Raw genomic sequence first — 13,876 nt, forward strand, 5'->3', positions numbered from 1 at the left:
TGGCAGCATGACGCCCATTAAAACGCATCGGTTTTACAGGATAAATTATGATCCACTATCACATCATCCCCGTCGATCCTAAGGCGCATTTATTTGCCGTCACCATGACGGTGCAAAAGCCCCTACCCACCCAAGTATTCAGCCTGCCCGCTTGGCTTCCTGGCAGTTATATGGTGCGGGATTTTGCCAAGAATATTATCGAGCTCAAAGCCACAGGCAATGATGGAGAGGCGCTTAAACTCACTCAGCTTGATAAACAAACCTGGTCAGTCGACCAGCACTGCGAGCAAATTACCCTGACCTATCAAGTCTATGCTTGGGACTTATCGGTTCGCACCGCGCATCTGGATATGACCCACGGCTTCTTTAACGGCAGCAGTGTGTTTTTGGCCGCCCATGGATTTGAAGCAAGCCTACACAGAGTCACAATGCAAGCGCCCACAGAACACGCCTTAAACGAGTGGCGCCTTGCCACCAGCATGACACGTCAAAGCGGTGATGAATTTGCCTTTGGGGACTTTTGTGCCGAAAGCTATGACGATCTTATCGACCATCCAGTCGAAATGGGTCTGTTCACACACGCCAGTTTTGAAGCCTGCGGCGTCAGACACGATATCGTGTTAAACGGTCGCCACCGCGCTCATATGCCTAGACTTTGCCAAGATTTAAAAGCGATTTGCGAATATCAAATCAAGCTGTTTGGTACGCCTGCGCCCTTTGAGCGTTATCTGTTTATGACCACAGTGCTCGACAATGGCTTTGGCGGTTTAGAACATCGATCATCGACCGCATTAATGTGTTCGCGCAAGGACTTACCGCTGTCGATGGATGCGCCGTTCAATAACGACTATCGCACCTATTTATCGCTCTGCAGCCATGAGTATTTCCATAGCTGGAATGTCAAGCGCATCAAGCCCGAATGCTTCTTACCCTACCAACTCGAGGCGGAAACCTATACCCCACAGCTATGGGCCTATGAGGGTATCACCTCCTATTACGATGACTTCCTCACCTACCGCGCAGGATTAGTGGATGAGCAAAGCTACTTGGATATGTTAAGTGAAACCTTTACTAGGGTGTATCGCAGTCAAGGCCGCTTTAAGCAAAGTATTAAAGATTCAAGCTTTAACGCTTGGACTAAGTTCTACAAGCAGGATGAAAACGCCCAAAACGCCATTATCAGTTATTACACTAAGGGGGCCCTGTTTGCCCTGTATCTCGACTTAACCCTAAGAAGCGAGACGCTGGGTAAGCACAATCTCGATGATCTGATGACGATTCTATGGCAGGAATATGCGCTGCAAAATCGTGGCACCACAGACGAATGTCATCAAAAAATTGTTGAGCGCTTACTGGAGCGTGATTGTCAGGACCTGTTCGCCTATTTAGACAATACCGACGATATCCCTCTCGCTACGCTGCTCGCCGAGTTTGGTGTGGAGTTTACCTTACGCACGAGCAATGGGGCACAGGATGTGGGCGGTGGCACAATCAAAGGTTATGAGATTGCCTTTGGTGCTAAAACACAAGCGACACCAATGGGTCTAAAAATCACCACAGTTGCCCAAGGCAGTCCGGCGCACCTTGCGGGGTTAAGCGCCGGAGATATCTTAATTGCTGCAGATAATCTACAAGTGACAAGCCAATTTGAAGCCCAGCTTCAACAATATCCGCTCGGACAAAGCTTGACCCTACATTGGTTTAGACGAGATGAACTCATGACGGGCGAACTAACTATTGCCGCAGCACCCAAAGATACCGTTGCGTTAACTATCACCGATAAAACGAAACTGAAGGCTTGGTTAGGGCGCTAGGCCTTAACGACTCAAAACAAAAAGGCAATTGCACATAGCGATTGCCCTTTTTGCTTGGATTTGGCTTATCGACTTACACAACGACATCATGCAAATAAGTTTGTGCCCACGCAATCGCCTGACCACGACTCGATACCCCAATCTTGCGGAATACACGATACAAGTGGGTTTTGATGGTACTTTCACTCACAAATAACTGATTCGCGATATCGAGGTTAGTGCTGCCGGACAGTAAGGCTTGCAATACTTCACGTTCACGTATGGTCAAAGGCTCAGTGTCTTCATAAAGCCCAAAGTCATCATTGACACCGTTTACCAACTGGATCGGGATCACTCTGTGCCCGCGCAAAATATTAGAGAGTCCAAGACTGATTTCAGTCAAACCTGCATCCAAATAGAACACCCCTGCCGTTGTCGGCGCTTGCATCAAGAAACGGGCATCAACCAATTTGGGAAATTGAATATAAACAACTCGCACACTCGGGTGTTGACGGGCAAGCAAGCGTTGAAATTGATAGGCTTTTTGTAGGTCAACGGTGGAAAGATCAATCACCACCATAGAGGCTTGATTATCTTTGATTTGATCACACATCTCATCGGGACTGACTTGCGACAGCTTAACGAGAAACTCCTGTGGCCAGCGTCCTGCAAGCAATTCCATTAATACTTGCGATCTTGACACAACGATCCAATGTAATATTTTGAACATCCTGCTCACTCCCTGTCTGGTTAACGATTATTTATTTTGAGAGAAGAAATACCTCTCAATACCACTTCAACATCCGTTCAATAGACATCCAAGTCTACTTTGCACACGATATTAGCATTAGATAAAACATATTCAAAAGACTTACGACAAAAAATTTACCGTACGCAAATCAAAAGCTTCTACAACCTGATGATCCCACATCATTAATCAGAAGGCTGAATTTTAACTGAAATTAATGCAATTGTTTTAAGCAAAAGCGTAAGATTAGGCAACAAAAACGATAAGGAAATACTATGTCCAACCATCAACCACTACCTGCTGAAATGAAATCTTATACCGTTTGGGACAAACCCACTCGCCTATTTCATTGGATCAATGTCATGCTCGTGTTCGCCCTACTCATCATCGGTGGAGTGATGATGTTTCGAAGTGAATTAGGCATATCTGAACTCTCAGGTAAAATTGGCCTCAAGACACTGCACGTCTTGATTGGCTATGGATTTGCAATTAATTTACTCATTCGCCTAGTTTGGGGCTTTGTCGGCAATAAATACGCGCGCTTTAACCATATGTTCCCCAATGCCCACAGTAAAAACGAGTTGCAGGCTTATCAAGCTGAAGTTGCCGCGGGCAAAAATCCCCAATACCTAGGTCACAACCCTAAAGGAAAATTCGCTGTACTAGCCATTATGCTCTTATTAGTAACGATCATGTCGACAGGTCTTATCCGTGCAGGCACAGATATTTACTATCCCCCTTTTGGTAATTCTGTACAAAGTTACTTAGCAGCACCGAATGTCGAGCCAAGTAGTTTAAAGCCCTACGATGCTACCGGTATCGATACCGATAAGGCCAACTCGATGAAATCCATGAAGGGACTCGCAGGCAAAGTACATGTTTACGCAGTTTATTTATTGATGTTGCTGATAGTGCTGCACGTTTTTGCAGTGGTTTATACCGAAGTCAAACGCCAACCGGGTATCATTTCGGCCATGTTTTCTGGCAAAAAGCTTATTCAAGGGCAACCAAAAGACGAGTAAGCAATACAATAGATATAAAAAACGCCAGCATTCGCTGGCGTTTTTTATAAAGCTCAATGCTTAATCTAAATAGACTTGGCAATTACTTCTTCAGAACAGACGCAGAAGTACGGCCATCGTCATGGCAGCTTTCACAAGTAGGTTTTTGGCCTACATTCATATCATGTACCGCATGGCAGTCAGCGCACACTAAGTTGCCATCGTGTGGCTTGTGTACTGCGTCCATTTCAGAAAGCTTACCGTGGCAGCTTTGGCATTGTGCAAATTCAAAGGCACCGTCAGCAGAAGGGGTACCATCTTTATGACAGCTCTCACAACCACCTGACTCAGCATGGAAGTCTGATAATTTTTGATCCGCGGCAAATGCGGTTGGCGACAGCGCTAACGCTGCAAGACTTGCCCCGAAAAGCACACTTAATAGTTTTTTGCTCACAATTGTATCCTCCAATGGTGATTGACAGTGGAAATTCTTGTCAGGGGTGACTTCCATCTTGCAACCAATATAAATAGCACGACTCGATCTAACTTAGCTAAGGTTTGAGTAATAAGCAACCCAAACTTATGCAAAGTAACTTTATCAATATACGCTGAGGTAAAATGTGCGCTGCATCATGTAACCACATGCTTATATAAGAGTTTTACATTTGAATAACCAAAGGCTTACACACAAAAAACTCCTAGCGTAATTCGGCACAAAAGAAAAGCCCTGAAATACAAAAGGAGGCCAAAGCCTCCTTTTACATACTGTCTAATAAATTGGATTAGCGAGACTGCAGTGCCGCAATACGCTTTTCTAATGGCGGGTGGCTCATCATTAGCTCAGCCATTGAACGCTTACCGTTAATACCAAAAGCAGACATTTGCGCTGGCATCGCCGAGCTTTCTGGGCCTTGACGTAAACGCTCAAGCGCAGCAATCATCTTATTCTTGCCCGCTAAACGAGCAGCACCCTCGTCGGCGCGATATTCACGAATGCGTGAGAAGTAAGCCACAATAATAGAAGCCAAAATACCAAACAACATATCGAGAACAAACACCACAGCCATGTAGGCAAACATACCTAAACCTTCGCCTTCTTCATCGTTGCTCGATACGAAATTGTTGATGATACCCGCCACCACACGAGCCGCAAAGATCACAAAGGTGTTTACCACGCCTTGGATTAAGGTCAAGGTCACCATATCGCCGTTAGCGACGTGGCTGACTTCATGGGCGAGTACGCCTTCTATTTCATCTTGGCTCATTCCATACAACAAACCGGTACTCACGGCAACTAACGAGTTGTCTTTGCTTGGACCTGTGGCAAAGGCATTCATCTCTGGCGACTGATAAATCGCCACTTCTGGCATTTTAATACCTGCTTGCTGTGCTTGGCGGGCAACCGTATCCAATAACCAACGCTCAGTGCTATCACGGGGAGTAGTGATCACTTCACAGCCCATGGTTTTTTTCGCCATCCATTTTGAAATCGCTAAGCTGATGAAAGCTCCGCCAAATCCAAAAATCGCAGCGAACACTAAGAGTCCACCCATAGTAGACGTATTCACGCCCAAAATTGACATCACAATTGAGGCGACCAGCAACACCGCTAGGTTGGTCACTATCAATAAAAATATACGCTTCATATCAGCTCCTTTACGGCATAAACATGCCATTTATTTTTGCTCAAAGACATAATATGTCCAATTAATCGAAATTCAAGGGGTAAAGATAAGAGTTTTTCTACTCGCTAATTTTCCTCTCAATTTAGACACTGCCTTTTATGGTTCGTGAGTCTAGGGACAGTCTATTAAGCCAAACTTAAATCTAGCAGCTATGGACGTTACAGCCAAAATCATGTGGATTTCTGTATGTTTATCGCGATTAAACTTTGTTAATATGCCAGCACATTCCGTGATTTCAGGATAAAAAAATGACAGTCAATGCCCTACTACTGAGTAGTTCCCGTGTTGGTGACACGCCCTACCTATCCCATGCGATTCCTTTTATCAAACCACTCACTGCTGATGCACAGAAATGGATTTTTATTCCTTATGCAGGGGTCAGTATGAATTACGACACCTATTTAGCCTCTGTGGTGACGGGATTAAGTGAACTTAAGCTCGATATCAGTGGTATTCATCAGCATCCTGATCCACGCCAAGCGCTCAAAGATGCCGATGGCATACTTATCGGGGGAGGAAATACTTTCCATCTATTACACGAGCTTTATAAATATGATCTTGTGCAACTTATCCGCGAAGAAGTACTAAAAGGTAAGCCTTACATTGGTTGGAGCGCAGGTTCAAACGTTTCTGGATTAAGCATTCGCACTACGAATGATATGCCGATCATTGAACCGCCTTCATTTGCAGCCTTAAATATACTGCCGTTTCAATTAAATCCGCATTATTCTAACTACCGCGCACCAGGTCATAATGGTGAAACCCGTGCCCAACGATTACTCGAATTTACCCGTGTCGATCCTATCACGCCGGTTATCGGTATTGTCGAAGGCAGTGCACTATGGCGTCAGGGTGAGACACTTTCACTATTGGGTGAGAATCCGGCTTATTTATTTTGCGGTGAACAACAAGAGATCCCCATTCCAGTGGGCAGCGATTTATCCCATTTATTGAAATAAGATCTGCTTTACGGCATGGACTGTCGCGATGAGGTAAAATCAATACTCAAACAAACGATGAAAAGTGCGGATAGGGAGTGAACATGTCGCTCCCTTTAGTAAGTCAATTTTGCAACATATCAAGACTAGGGCGTGTTGACGTTTCGAGATTAGATTTTGTTCGCTCTGGCAAGTACGTGCTCGCGAAACGAGGAATGATGTGTAGTTATTCTACTCAAATGACGAGCGACAAAGAGCAAGGGCTTGCCAGACGAACCCTTCGGGCAGCATTTGGCTGGCTTTTCTGCCGCGTGATCGTCCGTTTATGTAGAATAACTACACTGCACGGACTTTGCCTTGCATAAAAGCCAGCCAAATTGCTGCAAAAATAACCCTGAAACGTCAACACGCCCTAATAATTGACAACTTCAGATATCAAAATCCTTGCGGAGTACGGAAGTCTTCACAAAACCCTTGGGAGAAAAAACTTGCACCACTTAAGTATCTGCACTAATTTCGTTGTCGAACACCTTGATAAACAAGATTAATTTTTGCATTTACCCCTAGCTACATTCTGAAACAAATTTTCTAAGTTATTTAAAATTAGGGAGTTTTAACTAAAGTACAGGAGTATTTTTTAACCCTTGGTCCATTCAAGTGAGGAGTTTTCGTTTTGCGACTGCATTTAACATTCAATCATTCAACCCCTGCTACAGGTCGAAAAAACACCAAACATACATTATTTTTTGGTTCTATGCTTGCCTGCATTATAAGCATAATCAGTTTAGTAGTGCCCGCCTATGGCGCTAACGTAAGCGACGAGAAAAAAGCCAAGCCTTTCACCCATGACAACGTCATTGACTTAGCAATGCAACTGGCTCAAAAACCCTTCAAAGAAGCTAGAAAGGCTCCGAAGGAACTGATCGACTTAGATTACGCCACTTATGGCAAGATCAATTATCAAGAAAACGCTGCGATTTGGGGCGGAACACCCACTAAGTTTTCAGTGCAACTTTTTGCGCCCGGTTTTTTATACAAAAATTTGGTGGATATTGATGTCGTTGAAAACAGCCGAGCTTTTCCTATCGAGTTAACAGAATCTTCCTTTAGTGTGCCCAATGATACCATTGAGAAATTGCTCACGCAGGTAGGACAATATGCAGGCGTTCGACTTCATTACCCTATCAATGACGATGAAGTCAAAGACGAGTTTATTATGTTTCAAGGGGCAAGCTATTTTCGTGCATTATCCAAAGGCCAAACCTATGGATTATCAAACCGCGGGCTAGCCATTGATGTTGCCCAACCTAAAGGTGAAGAATATCCCTTATTTAAACGTTTTTGGATAGAGCGGCCCTCTAAATATCAAACAGCGATTGTGGTACACGCATTGCTAGATAGTCAGAGTGTTACAGGTGCCTATCGCTTTGGTATTTATCCCGGAGCACCGACACGTGTTGATGTCGATGTCACCCTCTTTCCGCGCCGAGATATCGCCCACGTAGGCCTAGCACCACTGACCTCCATGTTTCTTTATGGTGGTTTAGATACGCCTGACAAACCCGATTATCGTCCTGCTGTACATAACTCTGAAGGATTACAAATTGATCGAGGTAACGGTGAGCGTTTATGGCGACCACTCAATAACCCAAACAAACTGCAAATCAGTGCCTTTGGTGACGAAGATATTAAGGGTTTTGGCTTAATCCAACGCCATCGTAACTTCGACTACTATCAAGATCTTGGTGCGAACTACCAACAACGTCCTTCTGCATGGATTGAACCATTAAACGATTGGGGTAAAGGGCAATTAATACTGCTTGAAATTCCATCAAACGCCGAAACCAATGATAATATCGTCGCCTATTGGGAACCTCAGGGGGGATTAAAGCAGGCTGAGCCCTATCGCTATTCCTACCGCATTACAGCGTCTAATGACAGCCCAAGTTTTACAAACAAAGCACGGGTAATTCGTAGCTCTAAGGGACAAAAACAGGCCAAAGGTAAAGAACTCCTTATCGACTACAGCAATATCAAGCCACAAGATATTGAAAAAATTACAATTGATGCCAGTATCAGTAAGGGTAAAATCCTCTCATCTCGGATAGTAGCTCACCCTGAAATTAATGGTGCTCGGATCTTCATTACGTTTGAGCCTGAAAGTACCAATGTGGCAGAATTGCGCATTCAATTGCGTAAAGATGAAAAACCTGTCGCCGCTACTTGGTTATATCGCTGGAACAGTGATGATTGGCCCTAGGCCGATAAACTAAGACTTTTGCTTAACACCATAAAAATCGCCGGAAATCCGGCGTTTTTTATGGGTAAAATCAATATTTCCACACTCACATTAGGGTCTGTTGATCTTTCGAGAGTGATTTTTAGACAGCATGCCAAGACGTTATAATTTGCTTCGCCAAAAGTAACCATAACCTCAAGCCATGCCAAGACTTATGCTAACCGATGCACGCTGGGAAAAGCTATTTCATTTAATGAAAAGCACAGGCCGTGTTTATGACAAACCTGAACATAGACAAACATTCGAAGGTATTCTTTACCGCCTTAGAACAGGTATCCCTTGGCGAGATTTACCTAAAGAGTTCGGTCATTGGAGCACGGTCTTTAGACGGTTTCATTTATGGTCTAAGAAAGGCGTTCTAGCACATTTATTCAAGGCCTTAGCCAACCTTGCTGATATAGAATGGGTCTTTATTGATGGCTCGATAGTGCGGGCTCACCAGCACAGTGCAGGTGCCGCGACGCTAAGTAATGAGAGTATTGGTAAAAGTCGAGGCGGTAATTCAACCAAAATTCACTTAGCCGTCGACAGCGGAGGATTACCGATTTATTTCGAATTATCAGAAGGCCAAAAACACGATATTACACACGCCCCCAGCTTAATTGAGCACCTGAAGCAGGTTGATACCGTCATTGCAGATAAAGGTTATGACAGCGATGCTTTTCGTGAACTTATCGCCAATAAAGGCGGGAAATCTGTTATTCCAAGGCGCCGCTATAAGAATACACCTCAAGAAAGAGTCGATTGGTGCTTATATCGGTATCGACATTTAGTGGAGAATGCTTTTGGAAGAATTAAGCACTATCGAGCAATATCAACAAGATATGACAAGCTAGCAAGAAATTACGCCAGTATGGTGTCACTGGCGTTTATGTTAATGTGGCTGCCGATGTATTGCTGAAGAACATTTGTACAGCAAAGATCAACAGACCCTAATAACCTTACAGTTAAGCAGTTTAATATTTCCGATGACTTACCACAGTATTTTTCGGAATAAGTTGTTCTGGTCTAATCCCATCGGACACTTAATTTTGAGACAGTATGGTCAATAAATTAAGAGGTCTATATGAGTCTGAAAAAATCACATAAGAGTTATCCGCAGGCATTTAAAGATGAAGCCGTCTTGATGGTGCTGGAGCAAGGTTATAGCGTTGCCGATGCGGCAAAGTCTCTTGGAGTTAGCACGAGCCTGCTTTACAACTGGAAGGAAAAACACGAAGCCCTGCAACAAGGCATCACCTTAGAAGAGTCTGAGCGTGATGAGTTGAAGCGATTGCGTAGAGAAAACAAAGAATTACGCATGGAGAAAGAAATTCTAAAAAAGGCAAGCGCCTTCTTTGCGAGAGAAATGAAGTAAGATTTCGTTTCATCAAACTGCAATCTCACCTGTTTCCCATAACACTGTTATGTCGAGTAATGAGTGTCAGTAAGTCAGGCTATTACGATTGGCATAAACGCCCTGCAAACGTGATAAGCGTTGAAACACTGAAGCTTTATCGCCTTGTTCGACAGCTATTTAAGCAAAGTCGAGGCAGCTTAGGGAATCGTGAAATGGTGAAGAAATTGCGCAAGGAAGGCTACCAGGTTGGTCGCTATCTCGTTCGTAAAATTATGCACCGCCTTCGACTCAAAGCAACCCAGCGATGTGCTTACAAGGTGACGACACAGCGAAAACACTCAGATGCAGTGGCTGATAACCTGTTAAACATGAACTTTAATCCAGTATCGGCTAATCAGGTCTGGGCGGGTGACGTGACCTATTTAAAGACGGGTGAAGGCTGGATGTACTTAGCTGTGGTGATGGATTTATATTCACGCCGGATTGTGGGATGGCGCATAGACAAACGCATGACCACAGATTTGATATCCAAGGCATTAATAAAAGCCTACAACCTGCGACAACCAGCGCGAGGGCTGGTATTTCACAGTGACCGAGGCTCGCAATATACCAGTAAACAATTCGGTAGGCTGCTATCGAGCTATGGTATCCGAGCCAGCATGGGTGATGTGGGTGCGTGTTGGGATAATGCCGTTGTTGAGCGATTCTTTGGTAGCTTGAAACACGATTGGATTTTTAAAGTTGCTCAACCAACAAGGGAGTTTATGAAGCAAGATGTGACGGCTTACATCAAATATTACAACTTGGAGCGACTTCATTCTGCTAATAACGATCTGTCACCTGTAGAGTTTGAGAATTCTCAAGTAAAAGTGTCCAGTTTGGGTTGACCAGTACAAGTAGGATTATTTTTCTCTAACAAAAATAGGGATTTTCAGTTCCAGTTTTTGAATCCTATTTAGCGTCTCATAACATTTACAACCCAATCCTACGGCGTTATATTAGCCTCTCAAAAAAAGCTGAATATTCACACAAGCTACGTTTTTATAAGATATCTACCTGTTGTGCTCATCCTATTCAGTGTTTAGTTATTTTTCGCATCATCAATATGTTAGAGAAAAAATGAAGTTACCTACATTAAATGCTGCGTATTTTCGTAAGCCAACGACAATATTCTTAATTATAAGTACGTTACTTATCTTATATTATTTATTACCAATGATTGGACGAGCATTTTGGCTAGCCTTAGTGTTACTCAGCTATTTGCTGATTTAACTTGTAAACAAGATGCTAATATGGCGATAAAGGTTAACATTTATCTTAATGTTATCCATTAATCTCGCTTGATCATGCTAAGTTTCTTCAACCTATCAAATCTAGCTGACTCATCATCTAGACGGATATTTATGTTATGCCATTTTCACACTTGAAATCAGTTCTCACGCTTTCGTTACTGTTTCCCCCGAATGTCTTGGCAACTGCCGTCGATTTTAGTGACTATGGTCCTTTACGCACCTATGCGCAATCACCGGCCCAAGCAGGCAGTTTAACACCGATGTTAAGATCAGGGTTTTCGTTACCTGAAGGTCAAAAAGAGCTGCACTTATCCGCAAGTGCAGCCAGTGTTTGGGCTGAAACCGATGACTATTTTGCCGATTACTATCACAACACCCTTGAAGGAGGACTGACTTGGCAAGTCAATGATAAATGGATGATAGATACCAGTTATCACTGGCGTTTTAGTGGCGATAATCACTTAGACTCAGTAACTATGTGGTTTCATGATGCATTTGGTTTTAGTCAAAATGGTCGTGAAGATGCCGCTAAACATCAAAATCAAATATTTTCTAAAGATGGCGTTAATCAGCAAAATATCTCAGGCGAAAACCTCAACAATGTCGTCATACTTTATGTTGGCTACCAATTGTTTGAAAACCAATATCAGGGCTTATCTTTAGGAGGCAGCCTATATTATAACTATGTCGACTCAGGCCCCTTTGAAGATGAAAGCTTTGAACAAGCGTTACAGCTTAATTACAGCTTTCGTTATGAAAAACATCATATTCATTCTACCGCAGCTGTTAGTTTTAGGCAGGGTAATGAGGTTCTTTCGGGGATAAGCTACGATAATCATGCTTATTCCGTCAATCTCGGTTATGAATATTTAACGGGTCGCCATGGCTGGTTGCTTGAGTTACATCACTATCAGGGCTTACTCGAAACTGAAAATGATTTTTCAAAAGCCTCTAACGAAATATTACTCGGCTACCGTTACTATTTAGATACCAGTGCAATAGAGTTCTCTATTGTTGAAAACTATTTCAATATGGATAACAGCACCGATATTGCCTTTAATATTGGCTATCGCGTTAAGTTATAATCACAATATTTTGAAACTATGCAAACAAAAACAGAGGCGACATAGCCTCTGTTTTTATATCAAACTTATTATTTGAATAAGCTTATTTCATCAATAAGGGCTGAATATTCATAAAATTGGCGGCATGCTCCGCATCCGCCTGCTTAAGATGTGGAATACACCCGAGAAAAGGCGATACCATCATCTCTTTAAGCGACGCTAAGTTTTCATCGAACACACTCATATTGGGATCGACACAGTTTGCCACCCAACCTGCGACCGTTAAGCCATCGGCTAATATCGCTTCTTGAGTTAATAACGCATGATTTAGACAACCGAGTTTCATTCCCACCACAAGAATGACGGGTAAATTAAGCTGTTGTACCAACTCAGATAAGTAGCGCCCTTCCCCTAAAGGCAAACGCCAACCGCCCGCTCCTTCGATCAAACAAAAATCAGCTTGTGCCCACGCCTGTCTATCCAACTTAGCTAAAATCGCCTCGGGGGATAAATTAACTCTCTGCTGTTTTGCTGCAATATGCGGTGCAATCGCAGGTTCAAAACTAATCGGATTCACCTGCTCATAGCTCAGTTTAAGGGATGAAGCCGACATCAGTTTTAATGCATCACTGTTACGCAAACCCTTTTCAGTGATTTCACAGCCTGAGGCAACAGGCTTCACCCCAAGACTTAAGCGCGAAGACCCTGCGCGCAGAACGTCACGATTGAATGCGGTCAAGAGTGCAGTCGATACTAAGGTTTTACCGCTATCGGTATCTGTTCCTGTTACAAAAAACATGCCTTTTACCTGTTAATCTGTTGGCCAACTATGCGCCAAACCGTTGCTAGAGATTTATACCGAGCCGCCTTGGCGACGCACACGAAATTGGGCGATCTGATAGGTTAAAGGCAAGCCCTGTGCCTCACGAAATTGCTCTGCTCGTTGTTGTAAAGCCTGCCAATCGTGGCGGCCACGCAATTTACCAAAATGGGCATCGGATTCAGAAGAAGTTACTGTCTGTACTGAGGATTGCACCGATGCGCCCACGCCTTTAATGGAATAGAGTAAGGCTTTAAGATCTTGAAAATAGACGGTCATTGGCATGAGCTTCACATCAAGAAATTGCCAATCTGTGTCGTCAAATGCCGCTTGTAAGCTTTCAAGAGATAAGAAACCATTTACCCTCAAACCAAGATTAGATAACTGAGCCAGGCTGCCTGCTGCCACGATACTCAGGTGAGCTTCTCCACCCGATTTTAAGACTCTGGCCATTTCGCTGGTTGCCGCTGAAAAATCATGGCACCACTGCAGAGCCAAATTGGAGTAAATACAATCGATACTCCTATCTACAAAGGGTAATTGCTCGGCATTGCCGCAAACACACTGGTGCTCAGGGTAAATCGTTTTAAGCTGTTGCAGCATGCCCAAAGCGATATCGAGTGCATAAACCCTCATCTCCTCGCCCATTGCTCGGTTAGCGAAATCAGTCCCCGGCCCTGCGCCAATATCGAGAATTGCGCCTTTGGCAACAAATCCCTGCAACAAACTCGCACCGCTTAAACGCTGTAAACAGTTATGCTCTTGATAGTGCTTGGCAGCAGCAGAAAACCGATCGGCAATATGCTCGACCTGACTGGCAGATTGATGGGAATTAACACTCACGCCAAGCGGCATAGACATCACAGATTATTCTCACTTTAACATCGAGCTTTTAGG

The 13,876-nt window shown here is 43.7% G+C and carries 12 protein-coding genes; 7 read left to right on the forward strand and 5 right to left on the reverse strand.

The genetic code is table 11. From position 1 onward, the window contains the following. Window positions 1-47: 47 nt before the first annotated feature. Window positions 48-1,814 (forward strand): M61 family metallopeptidase, encoded by a 1,767-nt coding sequence (locus tag SO_RS12575; protein WP_011072668.1) that lies wholly within the window; start codon window positions 48-50, stop codon window positions 1,812-1,814. A gap of 73 nt (window positions 1,815-1,887) precedes the next feature. Here the strand turns inward: SO_RS12575 and SO_RS12580 are convergent, their stop codons facing one another. Further along, window positions 1,888-2,523, reverse strand: a complete 636-nt coding sequence (locus SO_RS12580) for a LuxR C-terminal-related transcriptional regulator (protein WP_011072669.1) — start codon at window positions 2,521-2,523, stop codon at window positions 1,888-1,890. A gap of 293 nt (window positions 2,524-2,816) precedes the next feature. On the opposite strand from SO_RS12580, the gene SO_RS12585 reads away from it, so the two are divergent. Further along, window positions 2,817-3,563: a cytochrome b/b6 domain-containing protein gene (locus SO_RS12585; RefSeq protein ID WP_011072670.1), complete on the forward strand. Its 747-nt coding sequence runs from the start codon at window positions 2,817-2,819 to the stop codon at window positions 3,561-3,563. An 82-nt stretch (window positions 3,564-3,645) separates the two neighbouring features. Here the strand turns inward: SO_RS12585 and cctA are convergent, their stop codons facing one another. Both cctA and htpX read right to left on the reverse strand, forming a co-directional pair. After that, window positions 3,646-3,996, reverse strand: a complete 351-nt coding sequence (gene cctA / locus SO_RS12590) for a tetraheme c-type cytochrome CctA (RefSeq protein ID WP_011072671.1) — start codon at window positions 3,994-3,996, stop codon at window positions 3,646-3,648. 328 nt (window positions 3,997-4,324) lie between these two features. After that, the gene (gene htpX / locus SO_RS12595; protein ID WP_011072672.1) at window positions 4,325-5,188 is read right to left on the reverse strand and encodes a protease HtpX; all 864 of its coding nucleotides are present in this window, start codon (window positions 5,186-5,188) and stop codon (window positions 4,325-4,327) included. A 287-nt stretch (window positions 5,189-5,475) separates the two neighbouring features. On the opposite strand from htpX, the gene pepE reads away from it, so the two are divergent. The 5 genes from pepE to SO_RS12620 all read left to right on the forward strand — a co-directional run bounded on the left by pepE (window position 5,476) and on the right by SO_RS12620 (window position 12,180). Continuing rightward, the gene (gene pepE / locus SO_RS12600; RefSeq protein WP_011072673.1) at window positions 5,476-6,186 is read left to right on the forward strand and encodes a dipeptidase PepE; all 711 of its coding nucleotides are present in this window, start codon (window positions 5,476-5,478) and stop codon (window positions 6,184-6,186) included. A gap of 652 nt (window positions 6,187-6,838) precedes the next feature. Next, entirely contained in the window at window positions 6,839-8,425 is a 1,587-nt protein-coding gene (locus tag SO_RS12605) for a glucan biosynthesis protein G (RefSeq protein ID WP_011072674.1), read from the forward strand. Between the two features lie 181 nt (window positions 8,426-8,606). Continuing rightward, a complete protein-coding gene (locus tag SO_RS12610; protein WP_011071076.1) occupies window positions 8,607-9,365 on the forward strand; it encodes an IS5-like element ISSod6 family transposase in 759 nt (252 codons plus the stop codon). Window positions 9,366-9,530: 165 nt separating this feature from the next. Further along, window positions 9,531-10,690 (forward strand): IS3-like element ISSod1 family transposase gene (locus SO_RS12615; RefSeq protein WP_141135407.1). Its coding sequence is split into 2 segments (ribosomal slippage): window positions 9,531-9,780 and window positions 9,780-10,690, totalling 1,161 coding nucleotides; the frame shifts between segments, so codons are not numbered across the junction. Between the two features lie 521 nt (window positions 10,691-11,211). Next, the gene (locus SO_RS12620) at window positions 11,212-12,180 is read left to right on the forward strand and encodes a DUF3187 family protein (protein ID WP_011072675.1); all 969 of its coding nucleotides are present in this window, start codon (window positions 11,212-11,214) and stop codon (window positions 12,178-12,180) included. An 82-nt stretch (window positions 12,181-12,262) separates the two neighbouring features. On the opposite strand, the gene bioD is transcribed toward SO_RS12620, so the two are convergent. Together bioD and bioC are read right to left on the reverse strand one after the other, a co-directional pair. Then, the gene (gene bioD, locus SO_RS12625) at window positions 12,263-12,958 is read right to left on the reverse strand and encodes a dethiobiotin synthase (protein WP_011072676.1); all 696 of its coding nucleotides are present in this window, start codon (window positions 12,956-12,958) and stop codon (window positions 12,263-12,265) included. Window positions 12,959-13,012: 54 nt separating this feature from the next. After that, window positions 13,013-13,840: a malonyl-ACP O-methyltransferase BioC gene (bioC, locus tag SO_RS12630; protein ID WP_011072677.1), complete on the reverse strand. Its 828-nt coding sequence runs from the start codon at window positions 13,838-13,840 to the stop codon at window positions 13,013-13,015. Window positions 13,841-13,876: the final 36 nt, after the last annotated feature.

This window comes from Shewanella oneidensis MR-1 (assembly GCF_000146165.2).
GTDB lineage: Bacteria > Pseudomonadota > Gammaproteobacteria > Enterobacterales > Shewanellaceae > Shewanella > Shewanella oneidensis.

What these genes read in the sequence shown, in the direction of transcription:
- SO_RS12575 (WP_011072668.1), top strand. Translation starts at nt 48, where the DNA reads ATGATCCACTATCACATCATCCCCGTCGATCCTAAGGCGCATTTATTT.
- SO_RS12580 (WP_011072669.1), bottom strand. Translation starts at nt 2,523, where the DNA reads ATGTTCAAAATATTACATTGGATCGTTGTGTCAAGATCGCAAGTATTA.
- SO_RS12585 (WP_011072670.1), top strand. Translation starts at nt 2,817, where the DNA reads ATGTCCAACCATCAACCACTACCTGCTGAAATGAAATCTTATACCGTT.
- htpX (WP_011072672.1), bottom strand. Translation starts at nt 5,188, where the DNA reads ATGAAGCGTATATTTTTATTGATAGTGACCAACCTAGCGGTGTTGCTG.
- pepE (WP_011072673.1), top strand. Translation starts at nt 5,476, where the DNA reads ATGACAGTCAATGCCCTACTACTGAGTAGTTCCCGTGTTGGTGACACG.
- SO_RS12610 (WP_011071076.1), top strand. Translation starts at nt 8,607, where the DNA reads ATGCCAAGACTTATGCTAACCGATGCACGCTGGGAAAAGCTATTTCAT.
- SO_RS12620 (WP_011072675.1), top strand. Translation starts at nt 11,212, where the DNA reads ATGCCATTTTCACACTTGAAATCAGTTCTCACGCTTTCGTTACTGTTT.
- bioD (WP_011072676.1), bottom strand. Translation starts at nt 12,958, where the DNA reads ATGTTTTTTGTAACAGGAACAGATACCGATAGCGGTAAAACCTTAGTA.
- bioC (WP_011072677.1), bottom strand. Translation starts at nt 13,840, where the DNA reads ATGTCTATGCCGCTTGGCGTGAGTGTTAATTCCCATCAATCTGCCAGT.